This is a genomic window from Microcoleus sp. bin48.metabat.b7b8b9.023, from assembly GCF_013299185.1.
Taxonomy (GTDB): Bacteria; Cyanobacteriota; Cyanobacteriia; order Cyanobacteriales; family Microcoleaceae; genus Microcoleus.
Genome location: NZ_JAAFKG010000099.1, coordinates 1 through 13339, shown reverse-complemented (window position 1 = coordinate 13339; position 13339 = coordinate 1). Strand labels below are relative to the sequence as shown.

Below are 13339 nucleotides of genomic sequence, written 5' to 3'. Positions count from 1 at the left end.
CATCAATCGGTCAATTAATTAATTCCGATGTTAATGGTTCTTATAACATCCTCAGAAAAGCAATCCCAAATGCTTTTAGCGATGGGATAGGGAGCTGTGTAGTTCAGCCGAGGCGGGTTAATCCGCTGAAAGTAAAAGCGAAGGGGGAGGGACTCGAAGCCTCTCATGTCTATAAATGACTATACTTTTACCAGCTATGTTTATTTGTATCTAGTTACTTAAGTTAAGTCGATCGGCATTTCATCCTGTTTCGCAAATCTGATATAAGATAGAGCTAAATTTCTCGTGTGAGAGTAGAGGCATTTGTGAGCCAACAAGATATCTTAAATTTAGCAAAAGAAGGCGATGCCAGGGCGATCGCATTTCTGATCGGCCAAGCACTCCAAACCTTCGGCGTCACGGCTAAAGGCAGCTTGGAAAATGAAACCCTGCACCTGCTGCTGGAAGCAGAACAATTGCCCGCAGAAGAAGCCTGTCTCCGAGTCGCAATCAAAGGGTTGCAGCGACTGCAACCAAATAACATTTACGGAGTAACAGTGTACGGGCGGCGCGAAGGCGAGCAATTGCCCGCTTGGACTCAGACGGTAGAATTAAAACAACGCTTGGCTAGTGTACCCGCAACCGCAGCCGCGCCAGTCAGTGTAGCAGCACCCGCAACTGTAGCCCCTGTTCAAATTCCTGTAGGTGTCGCCAGTGTACCCACCGCCCGAATTCCTGTAATTTTGCCCAAGGTAGAAACACCTCAAAATATCACAAACCCACCCATTCAAATACCAGAAAAATCCCCCCGCAAATCCTATAGAATCCCAACTCCCAAACCCACAAACCAACGCCAAAAAAAGCCATCACTGCCGCCAGATACAATCCCAACTCCCCAACCCACAAACCAACGCCAACAAAAGCCATCACTGCCGCCAGACATAATCCCAACTCCCAAAGCCACAAACCAAGGCCAACAACAGCCATCACAGCCACCAGATATAATCCCAACTCCCCAACCCACAAACCAACACGAACAAAAGCCATCACCGCGGCCAGATTCAGCCCGTCGTAAAACTAAAAAATCTTGGCTGTCAGTCGGTACTCTCAGCCTAATTTTTGTACCGATAGCAGGCTTTGTACTCGGTTCTCAATTCAATAAATCCTCAAGTACCGCTACAATTAACCATGTCACCTCAAAGCCTGCGGTACAAAAAGTAGGCGCGGCAAAGCCATCCCGCAAGGAATCTATCCCAGCGTCAGCATCCGCCGCCAAACCCGCATCACAATCACCACCCCAGGCAGCAAAAATACCTGCAAATTTGCCCGCAACTGTCAGCATCAAAGCAGTTGGCGACATGATCCCCGGCACCAATTTCCCCTACAATAAACTCCCGGAAAATAAGGAGCGTTTATTTGAATCGGTAAAATCCTACCTACAAGGAGCCGATATTCTGTTTGGCAATTTTGAAAGCACGATGACCGATTATCCTTACAGTTCCAAAGGAGGCGGTGGAGGAATGCTGTTTGCCTTTAGGACGCCTCCGAGTTATGCCAAAATCTTCAAAGATGTTGGTTTTGATGTTTTGAATATTGCCAACAATCACTCCTACGATTTTAACGAGCAGGGATTTAAGGACACGATCAAAAACATCGACAGCAACGGCATGAAGGCTGTTGGCAAAAGAGATCAAATTGTTTATCAAAATGTCAAGGGCGTCAATGTTGCCTTTATCGGTTTCAGCAACTACGGCGAAGTTCACAATTCCTTGCTGGAACTGAAAGCAGGGGCTGAAGTTGTCAAAAAAGCGAGGCAAAAGGCTGATATTGTAGTCATCTCAGTTCATGCTGGAGCTGAAGGAACCGGAGCTCAGAATGTGAACAATAGAACTGAGTTCTTTTACGGAGAAAACCGGGGAAATATGGTGTTGTTTTCGCGGACGATGATTGATGCGGGAGCAGATTTGATTTTGGGACACGGCCCGCACGTTACCAGAGCTGTGGAACTGTACAAAGGGAAATTGATCGCGTATTCCCTGGGCAATTTTATGGGTTATCGCACTTTGTCCACAGCCGGAGCACTGGGTCAATCTCTGATTTTGGATGTCAAAATGACTCCAAAAGGGGATTTTGTTTCTGGTAAGATTATCCCCATCGAACTTGACAGGCAAGGTATTCCCTCTGTGGATGAAGATTTTACGACTGTGGGGTTGATTCGCCGTTTGACAAAGAGCGATTTTCCCAATACTGGTTTGACGATTGATGACAAGGGACAAATTTTGAAGAAGAGTAAGTAGTCGTTGGGCATTGGGCATCGGGCATCGGGCATTGGGCGGAGCGTAGCGGAGGGATTGGGCGAAGCGAAGCGGAGGGATTAGGCATTAGGCATTGGCACTTGTGCTGAGCGAAGCCGAATTAAGCCGAAGTATTGGGCATTGGTAAGCTGTTCGACATCTAAATTGCATTTTTTGTGCGGGCTTTATGGCCCACCCCACAAGAACTTTATCAAATTTTGGCTGTGCAGTTTAAATACAGAACAGCTTAACGAATAACTAATAATCAATCACCAATTCCCAATTCCCAATTCCCAATTCCCAATTCCCAATTCCCAATTCCCAATTCCCAATTCCCAATTCCCAATAATTAGTCATCAATCATTAGTTTCAAAGCTTCTTTCATTTCCTCCGCAGTCGTGGTTGCCGTACCGAATTGACGCACGACAATGCTAGCGGCCAAATTTCCCAAAACTGCCGCTTCCCAACCCGATGCACCGACGCACAAAGCTAAAGTCATCGCTGCTACGACTGTATCTCCAGCACCAGTTACGTCGAATACATCAGTCTTGTTAAAAGGGGGAATATCCCAGCTTTGAATGGCAAATTCTCCCTTGAAGCAAGTGGATGTGGGAGGGGGTGAATTTTTGATTGGTTCGCCGTTCACCCTTTCAAACAAACTCATCCCTTCTTCGCCGCGAGTAATCAGGATTTTTTGAGCTTGAGTTAAGTTCAACAAATCGCGTCCTGCTTGCATTAAAGTTTCAGGATTTTTGATAGCATATCCGACTGCTTGCTCGGCTTCCGGTAAGTTCGGAGTAAACAGCATCGCTCCAGAATATCGCTGCAAATTTGTTTGAGCGTCTACAATTGTTTTGCCGGGAACCACTGCCGATTCGATCGCCAAACGAGTCAAAACTCCGTCGCCGTAGTCAGAACAAACCACCGCATCGACTGTGGGGATTTGCTGCCGGATGTAGTCTGCTAATTGCAACTGCAAGTCTAAATCCGGCAACTCGTCAGATTTGCGATCGACTCGGACAATTTGTTGAGTCACCGACTGCCGCGCGTGCCCGGAAATGCGAGTTTTGGTAACGGTTGGACGCTGCGAATCGATTAAAATCCCAGCCGTATCAATTCCCGCAGCCTCAAAAATACCGCACAAAGCCTTTCCCTGGTCATCTTTTCCCACCAAACCAGCAACTTTTACTTTGCCTCCCAGTTTGGCTAAATTGTAGACAGCATTTGCGCCACCTCCGGGTAATTGCCGAGTATTCTCGTAGCGCAAAATCAACACAGGTGCTTCGCGGGAAATTCGCTCTACTTGTCCGGTAAGAAACTCGTCCAAGGTCAAATCTCCGATCGCTAATACCTGCGCTCGATCGAAGCAGTCTAATCTTTTCAACAATTGCTCAGTTGAGGCACGCAGTTGAGGCAAAAAATCGGAATAGTCGTTAGTCATTAACCAAAAAAATGAGACTGAGGAGTTGATAGTTGAGTGTGGCACGAGCGGCAATTAAAAAATCTTAATAAAGATTAATAATTGATTTCCTCCCTGGTTTGATTTTTAACTTTTAATTGATTTTCCCACTGAGATTGTGAGAAATCGGTTGCAGGCGATTGGCTATCGCGCGATCGACCAATTTAGCAAAAAACTACGGACACAAGGGGACCCATTGAAATAAAGTGAGAAAGTTTCACAGTGTGGAAGTTTCCTTCTACATGAGTGCCTTCTGCACGAGTACCTGTAAAAGACCGCAGAATTATTTCGATTTCATCTGCTTGATGATCGTAATCACCTGAGTCATTTGTTTTTTGAGTGCATCAATTTCCGCTTGCATTTTCGCCATTTGCTTAGTCATCGCCTGAATTTCGGCAGCACCGGCTCCAGAACTCGGTGCAGCAGCGGCGGCGGCAGGGGCTTCTGGTACTGGTTTCTTTTTAGCCAGTACCATCGCCGATTTGATCGCCTCGGTTAGCTGCTTTTTCTCAAAAGGTTTAGCGATGAATGCAAAGAAATGCTTCTCGAAGGGTTTTGGAATTTTCTCCATCACCTCTTCTTCGCGCCCCGACATGATCACCAAAGGTATCTTGCAAAGCACCGGATGGGCTTGCACTTTTTGATACACTTCCCAACCACTGACTTTGGGCAGTAGGAAATCTAACATAATTAGATTCGGTCGGGCTTCACGGATCAGTTTGAGTCCTTCTTCGCCGTCTTTTGCTTCTAGAACTTCAAAGTTACCTTGAGGTAACATCTCTCGAACTCGAACGCGGATGACTTTACTGTCATCGATTACCAAGATTTTTTGACCAGCCACGACTGACTCCTTCAGTAATGAGTGTTGAGGATCTCAGGGGCATTGAGAGCCACTGAGATTTTTTGCAGAGAAGATCGGAAACCAATATTCAAAGGCATTGTCAAGGTGCCTCGCTTTGGCTCAAAACAACTATCTTTCGATGCTGCAATCGCGCTTGCGTTATCCTTTTCAAATGCTTTCTCGGTCTATCACTTTGGCCAGTTCGGTACGCTTTCCATCCTGCTGTTACTTGCTCTTTTTGTTTAACGCCTCAATGCGTTTACTAAGTGGCCGGAATTTCTCCGTACTAGGATAGTTCGTTACGCAGACAGATTTACTTACTTGCCTCTAGATTTTGACACTCTCCGACTATAGTGGAACGGAGATTCTTAAGAAACAGCCTTGCGATTGTTCTTAAAGGCGCTGTCAAATCGCCGCTACACGTTCAACCTCACTGACTTTCGCCACGATCGCCATGAGCATTACGTCTACTTTTTTGCTTTATGCTTTCGTTCGCACTTTTCAACACGAAGCCAGTTCGGTACGTTCCCCATCCTGCGTTGCTTGGCTGTGCTGCAAGTCTTTCCCAGTCTAAAATGCTGAGGGTGTCTTACTGCCTGGAATTTCACCGTTCTAGGAATGGTTCAGCACGTAGTTGATACGCCTACTTGTTTAGCACAATTCAATTCTAATCTAGAGTAATGGCAGCCTTCAAACGGCTGCTGCTGCGTTTCATCCCCGGCTTGAAAGACCGAGGTTTGCGCGTGATGCGCTATAGAGTACAGACCACGGGGACTAAAGTCCTCCGAGTCGCTTTCCTCTCAGGACTGAATGAAGCCTCTGAGTTTGCCGCTTCCCGTGTGGTCTTGTGATTTGCAACCTTCAGTATATCCCTAAGAGAATTCTACCTAGAATTCTGAACGAGTTTAGTTTGGCTGCAATTGATCCGAATTCTGATTTGGGGTCAGATTCCTACAAGTTGAGGGACTTTGATTTCGGATACGATCGCATATATTAACTCGATCGCCATGCAGGTTTTATGTCGCCCCAAACTCCTCAAACTCCTACTGTCAAAGCAACTGCCGCTCAAATGCGGAGCGAAATCGAGGCGATGCCGGATTGGCTGCGACGGCCCATTGGCAAAGCTAGCGAACTTTCCGCAGTGCAGAAAATTATCAAACAGCGGCAAATTCATACGATTTGCGAGGAAGGCAGATGTCCCAACCGGGGCGAGTGCTACGCCCAAAAAACGGCGACTTTTTTGTTGATGGGGCCGACTTGCACCCGTGCTTGTGCTTTTTGTCAAGTAGATAAAGGTCATTCTCCGATGCCCCTCGATCCCGAGGAACCGCAAAAGGTGGCCCAGGCGGTGCAATTGTTGGGTTTGCGCTATGCGGTGCTGACTTCGGTGGCGAGGGATGATTTACCGGATGGAGGCGCGGGTTGGTTTGCGTTGACGATCGCCCAAATCCGTCACTTAAACCCCGATACTGAGGTTGAGGTACTGACGCCGGATTTTTGGGGAGGCATGGGGAGGAATGTTGAGGCGGATAATTCTGGTTTGGATCAGTTGCAGCGGGAGCGGATTCGGACGGTGGTAGAGGCAAAACCGGCTTGTTACAACCACAATATTGAAACGGTGCGCCGGTTGCAAGGGCCGGTGCGGAGGGGGGCAAAGTACGATCGCTCGATCGACCTTCTGCGTATCGTCAAGGAATTTGACCCAACTATTCCCACCAAATCCGGTTTGATGTTGGGGCACGGGGAAACCGAGGCCGAGATTGTCGAAGCGATGGCCGATTTGCGGGATGCCAAGTGCGATCGGCTCACCCTCGGTCAATACATGAGACCTTCTCTAGAACACCTCCCAGTTCGCAAATACTGGACGCCAGCCGAATTTGACCGTTTCGGGTCGATCGCCCGCGAGATGGGGTTTGAGCGAGTGCGATCGGGGCCTCTAGTCCGCAGTTCATACCACGCCGGAGCGATCGATTAAAATCAATCTGAATTCAACTAGGTATCAAGTCCTAGTTACAAAAAATAACACTCTTAGATTGTGTCATGTGCGACGCTCTCTGCTATTTGTGAATACAGTGACTTGTGAATTAGGAGCTTGAATTATGGCAGACATAGCAAAGAACCAATTAAAATCCGACTCCGTGATGAAAACGGGCAAATTCCCTTACACCTTTCGCGCAGCCTGGTTTCTGTTGCTGTTAGGTATCAATTTTCTGATGGCAGCCTACTATTTCCATATCATTGAATAGTTCTGCAAGTTGACTTTGAGCATACCCTGCTTTTGGGAACCTCAAAGTCGAAGAGAGGGAGAGAGGGAAAGAGGGAGAGTGGGAGAGAGGGAGAGGGGGAGAGTTTTTCTTTCTTACTACTTACCTTTTCCTTCTTACTATTTCCCTCTTCCTTCTTACTATTTCCCTCTTCATTCTTACTATTTCATTTTTCCTTCTTCCTTCTTCCTGATGACTAATGACTAATGACTGCTAAGAGGGCGGGCACGGGGGCACCGCCCCTACTGACTAATGACTAATGACTAATGACTAACGATTTCTTGACGCTTCTAACTTAGACAACCGCTCTTGAATTTTGATTACATCTTGCTTAGTTTCAATTGCCAAAGTTGCTAAATTGTCAAACATCGGATCACCCGAAAGCATTCTAGAATTTGTCCTGCCCGAACCAGGGCGGTTCGGAGACTGAGGCCGATTAACTCCAGAACCTTGAGACTGCAAACTGTTGATTTGTCCGCGGAGTTCAGCAATTTGACTTTCTAATTGAGTAATCCGAAACTCTAATTGACTGGTCAATTGAGCAGGGGTAAAAATTGGCGAAATAGTAATTGCTAACGCGCAAACAAGACACAAAAAACCGATTTTTATGGCGTCGCGATGGCGAATATTTTTCGGCATAGCTTTAATGATTTAAATCATACCATTTATATTATAGCAGTCCTAAATGAGTCGTAAAGTTTTTTACCCCACCCCAGCCCTCCCCTTATTAAGGGGAGGGAGTAAGAAATTCACAAATGATTTAGGATTGCTATATAACAAATAGCCGCTATTTTTGACCTCTATCAGAAGTGTGTCTTATGCCAACTAGGAACGTAGCTATTTTCATGTTCGATGATGTCGAGGTACTGGACTTTGCCGGGCCATTTGAAGTGTTTTCGGTGACATCAGAATTAAATAAGGATTCACAACCTTTTGCCGTCTCTACCGTAGCCGAACATCCCGGTGCAGTAAGCGCGCGCAACGGTTTGAGCGTCAATCCCCATTGTACTTTTTCCGATTGTCCGCCCCCCGATATTTTAATTGTACCGGGAGGACTAGGCACGAGAAAGTTAATCGATAATTCAGCCGTGATTAACTGGATAAAAGATTGTTCGCAAACAGCAGAATTAGTGCTGTCGGTATGTACGGGTTCGCTGCTGTTGGCAAAAGCTGGCTTGTTGGAAGGTTTGGCCGCAACTACACACCATGGGGCATTTGATTTGTTGAGAGAGTTAGCTCCCAATACAACTATTATCGAAAATCAGCGATTTGTCGATAACGGCAAAATCATTACATCCGGGGGAATTGCTGCGGGAATTGATATGTCTTTGCACGTTGTCGGCAAGCTTTTGGGTGCAGCACAAGCTGAACAAACAGCAGATCACATGGAGTATACAATTAATAATTGATAATTGGGTATGTTGTTGGGCTTTAGCCCTCTTTGTATATACGTCGAAAGAGGGCTGAAGCCCAACAACGTACCTCTTGTAATTGGAATGCGACGCTCTTTGTATATACGTCGAAAGAGGGCTGAAGCCCAACAACGTACCTTTGTGTGTAGTTGAGCTTTAGCCTCCTTTATTTAACAACACTAATAGCTGTGTTCGTAGCTAATTAAGAATCTTCGCCCCAAACTCGAATCTGAACATAAACTAATATCAAAGCTATCGCCATCAGAAAAGTTGCTGCTGCGGCTGCATAGCCAAAATCGAATTGGGAAAAAGCTTGCTCGTAAATATAATAAACTAGCAAATTAGTAGAGTTCAAAGGGCCGCCGCCGGTGATGACATAGACTTGCTCGAAACTGCGTAGAGTAAAAATAGCTGTAGTAATGGTAGCAAATACTAAAGTCGGCCGCAAACCGGGTAAAGTGATGTGCCAAAATTGCTGCCAACCATTAGCTCCATCCAATTCTGCTGCTTCGTAACGATTTACCGGAATTGCTTGCAATCCTGCTAAAAATACTACCATATTAAAGCCTAATTGTTTCCAAACACTGAGCAGAATTATGACTGGCATTGCCCAAGCTGTGCTGCTGAGCCAAGGAATTGGATTTAAGCCGATCGCCCTTAGCATATCATTCACCGGGCCTTCGGTTTGAAACAACCACCGCCAACCCAAGCCAACAGCCACTAGAGAGGTAATCGAAGGGATAAAATAAGCAGTGCGGAGAGCTCCCCGCCAAGCAAACGAGCGATTTAGCAACACTGCCAAACCCAAGGGAATTATTAAACTAGGAATGACTGTCGCGGTTGTAAAATAGATCGTGTTTTGGAGAACTTGCCAAAAATCCGGGTTTGTCAGCAGGCGCGAGTAGTTATTGAGGCCGATCAAACGCACTCCCGACTGGGTAAAGCTGCCGCGGGTAAAGCTGAGGTAGAATAAATAGGCGATCGGCCCAATCAAAAAAGTACCCAGAAACAGTAAAGCCGGGGCCAGAAATGTCCAAGCTGCGATCGACTCATTGTCCAACCAGTTAAAACGCCCAGATTTTATCGGAACCATTGGCTTGTAAATTTTAGCTTTTAGTTTTAAATGGTATCACAATATAGGTCAATGTCAAAATGAAATTGCTCGATATATTAGCAAATATACCCACTATAGAAACTGAAAGGCTCCTGCTCCGAAAAATCACTTTAAATGATGCCAGCGATATGTTTGAGTATGCTTCCAACCCGGAAGTCTCCGAATACACAATGTGGTCAACTCATACCTCCCTCGAAGACACTAAATACTTTCTCAAGTCTCTGACAAAAATGTACAAAAGAAAAGAGCTTGTAGATTGGGGAATTGTCCACAAAGCCGAGAAAAAGTTGATCGGGACTTGCGGATATGTGGAATGGAGCATGACGCACAGCCGCGCTGAAATTGGCTATGCACTTTCTGCGAGATATTGGAGAGAAGGATACATGAGTGAGGCTGTCAATGCAATTATTGAATTTGGCTTTCGGGAGATGTTGCTAAATCGAATTGTGGGTAGATGTGAAGTTAACAATATTGCTTCGGCGAGGGTGATGGAAAAAGTGGGGATGCAGTTGGAAGGGATTTTGCGACAGCAGCTATTTGTCAAGGGCAGATATTGGGATTTGAAAATTTATTCGATTCTGAGGGAAGAGTTTTTTGATGATATTGTTGTAGAATAGCTCTGCCAGCAAGCGGTACACTGATTGTGCAGGTCAGAGGTTGACATTTATGCAAAAAACATACTTAAATATTTCCAGATTGCTGATTGGTGGCTGTTGCCTGTTGTCTGCGAGTAGGTTTGCTATAAGTGCGACGATCGCCCAACCGATCGTCGCAGCGCCAGCCCCAGTCCCCGCCCAAACAACTCCCACAGCCCAAACTGTAGCCGAACAATTAGTAGGACAGTGGCAGTTACAATATCTATTATCCGTTCCGGTAACAGTAATTTTTACACAAGAAGGCAAATTATTTATACTCACTTCGTCATTTCCTTTTGCACCTCCAACCGAACCTCTAACTGCCTATGAATTCAAATACAGAATTAACTCTACTACCAGGCCGATGGCAATAGATGTAACCGCCAGTGAAAACCAAAATTTGCAGACAATTTTTGAATTTACTCCCAACGGTCAAATGCGCGTAGAATTCATGGGTGTAAAGCCGGAAGAAGCCAGACCAACTACTTTTACAACGGGTGCACTTTTTCTTCAAAAACTTTCCACCACTACAGCTTTGCCTCGAAATACAAAAATAAAAATACTTAACACGTTTGAACCAGAAACTCCGCGACAAGCCTATGAAAGTGGGCAATATATTCGGTCGGCGCTTAATGCTCAACAAGCTTTCTATGCCGAAAATGCCAAATTTGCTAGAACATTTGAGGAACTGGGTATAGGAATGAAGTTTGAAGAAGAAAATTACCGCTATCAATTTTTATCTCAAAGTGATTTCACTCAAGATGTAATCATGACGGTTCAAGCTAAAAACCATCGATTAAGAAGTTATACAGGTGCAGTATTTCTCGTTAAAGTGAAAGACGAACCCGAAAATGTTGTAACTAGCATCGCATTTAGTTGCGTAACAAATTGGCATTCTACTTCACCTCCACCGAGACCAATTGTTCCTAAAAATAACGACCCGGAAAACTTTCGATGTCCCGCTGGTTCCTCTTTGATAACACGGTGAAACTTTGATGATTGCAGCAAATACTAATTCTACAGACTGTTTGATTTCTCCCGCAATTTCTCCCGCACTCATAGAGGGAAATGCTAAGATTGCCGCGCCCTTAAAAATAGGAATTTTAGCCTCAGGTAGCGGTAGCAACTTCGAGGTAATTGCCCAAGCCATCCAACAGGGACAACTCAACGCTAAAATCCCAGTGTTAATTTACAACAATCCCGAAGCTAAAGCTGTCGCCAGAGCGGAAAAATACGGCATTCCATCGATTTTGCTCAATCACCGCGATTGCAAAAGCCGCGAAGAATTAGATACAAAAATTGTTAAAACCTTCCAAGAATATGATGTAGAATGGGTGGTGATGGCGGGTTGGATGCGAATTGTTACCAAAGTTTTGCTCGATGCTTTTCCCAACAAAGTTATTAACATTCACCCCAGTTTGCTGCCGAGTTTCCCAGGCATTCGCGCCGTTGAGCAAGCACTCGCCGCTAAGGTGAAAATAACGGGATGTACGGTGCACATCGCTCATTTGGAAGTAGACAGCGGGCCGATTTTAATGCAGGCTGCGGTGCCGGTATTGCCTGATGATACGCCAGAAACGCTGCACGGGAGAATTCAGGTGCAAGAGCATAAAATTATGTTAGGCGCGATCGCACTTATTGCCGATCGACCTCCTGTTTAATGTCTGAATCTTGGCAGCAGATAATAGACAATTATACCAAATTTCGTCACCGAGAGGAACCACCGAGGTTATGATTGTCCGTAATGTCGATCGCACTTTTCCGCAAATTGCGCGGTTATCATCGAAAACATTGTGACTAAAAACCCCACCAGTGCCGCATCTTCCCCAGAATTGCCCGTCAGCAACTCACCCGAAACTAGCCCGCCGCTGACTGATTCTCATAGCCTGAAATTAATTCTCAAAGAAAGACTCAAAAAGAACATCGGCATCAAGGGAGAATTTTATCTACCTTGTTTGCCATCAATGCTAGACGACTATCTAAAATTACTCTCAGACTTCTTAAAAGTTCTCGGACAAAACCTCGACGCTGCCCAAACCGAAAACTTGCGAACATTAATCGCTAACGCGTTAACAGAAGGATTCAAAAATTCTCCCCACGCTAATCTCATCGTCTCATACTTTCCCGCCAATCCCCAAACAGGCTTAGGCGGCGGGATTACTCTGAATACCAAGATTCAAGTCGAATCGATGGCCCAGAAATATCATACCTGGCCGGATATTCGCCCCGAACCTTTATTTGGCAGCCATCCCGATGCTAAAGTGATGGCAATTGTGGCCGAATTAGGGGAAGCGGGTAAAGCAGCTATTTTAGATGTCGGTGCGGGCCCGGGGCGCAATAGTCTGCCTTTAGCTAGGTTAGGACATTCCGTGGATGCGATCGAGCTAACGCCCATATTTGCCGAAAAACTCTCAGCAGCAGCCCTCGCCGAAAACTTGCCGATTCATGTCACCCAAGGCGACGTTTTAGATCCTTTATTGAGGATGAAAACCTATCGGTACAAATTAGCGATTGCTACCGAAGTTCTCTCGCACTTTCGCTATCCCGAACAAATCCGCTTATTCCTCGGCAAAATGTCTGATGCTGTGTTAACTGGCGGCTTTATCCTATTCAGCACTTTCTTAGCTGTCGATGGCTATGAACCTGATGAAATGGCAAAACAAATGTCAGAATTGTGTTGGTCTTATCTAATTACCAGACAAGAATTGGAAGCAGCTATCGAGGGTTTACCGTTAGAAATTATTGCCGATGAGTCGGTGATGGAATACGAACAAAAACATTTACCTGATTCTGCGTGGCCGCCGACACCTTGGTTTGTGAGTTGGGCCAGCGGGCGCGATTTATTTCCGGTGCAAGAAACGCCGCCCATCGAGTTGCGGTGGATACTGGTTAAACGCTTGTAGAATTTGTTGTAATATCATGTCATCTCGCACAAACACAATCAAAAAGGTTCGTAGTAAGGACTTTAGTCCTTTGACAAGAAACGCCGCCCATCGAGTTGCGGTGGATACTGGTTAAACGCTTGTAGAGTTTGTTATAATATCATGTCATCTCGCACAAACACAATCAAAAAGGTTCGTAGTGAGGACTTTAGTCCGCATAAATTCAGAGGACTAAAGTCCTCACTACGAACCAATTTTACCTAACACGAAAAATCTACTATTCAACTTATTTCCGGTGGAAGAAACCCCGCCCATCGAGTTGCGGTGGATACTGGTTAAACGCTTGTAGAGTTTGTTATAATATCATGTCATCGCGCACAAACACAATCAAAAAGGTTCGTAGTGAGGACTTTAGTCCGCATAAATTCAGAGGACTAAAGTCCTCACTACGAACCAATT

The 13339-nt window shown here is 45.6% G+C and carries 12 protein-coding genes and 1 pseudogene; 9 read left to right on the top strand and 4 right to left on the bottom strand.

Annotated features, from left to right (window positions below):
• Positions 1-179 (top strand): annotated as a pseudogene (locus QZW82_RS32370) (RNA-guided endonuclease TnpB family protein); the annotation flags it as partial.
• A 126-nt stretch (positions 180-305) separates the two neighbouring features.
• Positions 306-2276 (top strand): CapA family protein, encoded by a 1971-nt coding sequence (locus QZW82_RS31185; RefSeq protein WP_293157954.1) that lies wholly within the window; start codon positions 306-308, stop codon positions 2274-2276.
• A gap of 346 nt (positions 2277-2622) precedes the next feature.
• Here QZW82_RS31185 and QZW82_RS31180 read toward each other — a convergent pair whose 3' ends face one another.
• Positions 2623-3714, bottom strand: a complete 1092-nt coding sequence (locus QZW82_RS31180; protein ID WP_293157951.1) for a PfkB family carbohydrate kinase — start codon at positions 3712-3714, stop codon at positions 2623-2625.
• Positions 3715-4015: 301 nt separating this feature from the next.
• A complete protein-coding gene (locus tag QZW82_RS31175; protein WP_293157948.1) occupies positions 4016-4573 on the bottom strand; it encodes a response regulator in 558 nt (185 codons plus the stop codon).
• Between the two features lie 1018 nt (positions 4574-5591).
• On the opposite strand from QZW82_RS31175, the gene lipA reads away from it, so the two are divergent.
• Both lipA and QZW82_RS31165 read left to right on the top strand, forming a co-directional pair.
• Positions 5592-6548 carry a lipoyl synthase gene (lipA, locus tag QZW82_RS31170; protein ID WP_293157945.1) on the top strand — a complete coding sequence of 319 codons (957 nt, stop codon included), beginning with the start codon at positions 5592-5594 and terminating at the stop codon, positions 6546-6548.
• Positions 6549-6672: 124 nt separating this feature from the next.
• Positions 6673-6819, top strand: coding sequence for a photosystem I protein PsaX (locus QZW82_RS31165; RefSeq protein WP_293157942.1), 147 nt, complete (start codon positions 6673-6675; stop codon positions 6817-6819).
• 288 nt (positions 6820-7107) lie between these two features.
• Here QZW82_RS31165 and QZW82_RS31160 read toward each other — a convergent pair whose 3' ends face one another.
• The gene (locus QZW82_RS31160) at positions 7108-7476 is read right to left on the bottom strand and encodes a hypothetical protein (protein WP_293157939.1); all 369 of its coding nucleotides are present in this window, start codon (positions 7474-7476) and stop codon (positions 7108-7110) included.
• Positions 7477-7655: 179 nt separating this feature from the next.
• Here QZW82_RS31160 and QZW82_RS31155 point away from each other — a divergent pair, with 179 nt between their 5' ends.
• Entirely contained in the window at positions 7656-8246 is a 591-nt protein-coding gene (locus tag QZW82_RS31155; protein ID WP_293157936.1) for a DJ-1/PfpI family protein, read from the top strand.
• A gap of 205 nt (positions 8247-8451) precedes the next feature.
• On the opposite strand, the gene QZW82_RS31150 is transcribed toward QZW82_RS31155, so the two are convergent.
• Entirely contained in the window at positions 8452-9342 is an 891-nt protein-coding gene (locus tag QZW82_RS31150; RefSeq protein WP_293157933.1) for a sugar ABC transporter permease, read from the bottom strand.
• Positions 9343-9401: 59 nt separating this feature from the next.
• Here QZW82_RS31150 and QZW82_RS31145 point away from each other — a divergent pair, with 59 nt between their 5' ends.
• The 4 genes from QZW82_RS31145 to QZW82_RS31130 all read left to right on the top strand — a co-directional run bounded on the left by QZW82_RS31145 (position 9402) and on the right by QZW82_RS31130 (position 12901).
• On the top strand, positions 9402-9980 hold the full coding sequence (locus QZW82_RS31145) for a GNAT family protein (protein ID WP_293157930.1): 579 nt from the start codon (positions 9402-9404) through the stop codon (positions 9978-9980).
• Positions 9981-10029: 49 nt separating this feature from the next.
• On the top strand, positions 10030-10986 hold the full coding sequence (locus tag QZW82_RS31140) for a type IV pilin-like G/H family protein (RefSeq protein WP_293157927.1): 957 nt from the start codon (positions 10030-10032) through the stop codon (positions 10984-10986).
• Between the two features lie 7 nt (positions 10987-10993).
• A complete protein-coding gene (purN, locus tag QZW82_RS31135; RefSeq protein ID WP_293157924.1) occupies positions 10994-11659 on the top strand; it encodes a phosphoribosylglycinamide formyltransferase in 666 nt (221 codons plus the stop codon).
• Between the two features lie 132 nt (positions 11660-11791).
• Positions 11792-12901 carry a class I SAM-dependent methyltransferase gene (locus QZW82_RS31130; protein WP_293157921.1) on the top strand — a complete coding sequence of 370 codons (1110 nt, stop codon included), beginning with the start codon at positions 11792-11794 and terminating at the stop codon, positions 12899-12901.
• Positions 12902-13339 lie beyond the last annotated feature (438 nt).

Coding starts and splice junctions, on each gene's coding strand:
- QZW82_RS31180 (WP_293157951.1), bottom strand. CDS start 3,714: ATGACTAACGACTATTCCGATTTTTTGCCTCAACTGCGTGCCTCAACT.
- lipA (WP_293157945.1), top strand. CDS start 5,592: ATGTCGCCCCAAACTCCTCAAACTCCTACTGTCAAAGCAACTGCCGCT.
- QZW82_RS31165 (WP_293157942.1), top strand. CDS start 6,673: ATGGCAGACATAGCAAAGAACCAATTAAAATCCGACTCCGTGATGAAA.
- QZW82_RS31160 (WP_293157939.1), bottom strand. CDS start 7,476: ATGCCGAAAAATATTCGCCATCGCGACGCCATAAAAATCGGTTTTTTG.
- QZW82_RS31155 (WP_293157936.1), top strand. CDS start 7,656: ATGCCAACTAGGAACGTAGCTATTTTCATGTTCGATGATGTCGAGGTA.
- QZW82_RS31150 (WP_293157933.1), bottom strand. CDS start 9,342: ATGGTTCCGATAAAATCTGGGCGTTTTAACTGGTTGGACAATGAGTCG.
- QZW82_RS31145 (WP_293157930.1), top strand. CDS start 9,402: ATGAAATTGCTCGATATATTAGCAAATATACCCACTATAGAAACTGAA.
- QZW82_RS31140 (WP_293157927.1), top strand. CDS start 10,030: ATGCAAAAAACATACTTAAATATTTCCAGATTGCTGATTGGTGGCTGT.
- purN (WP_293157924.1), top strand. CDS start 10,994: ATGATTGCAGCAAATACTAATTCTACAGACTGTTTGATTTCTCCCGCA.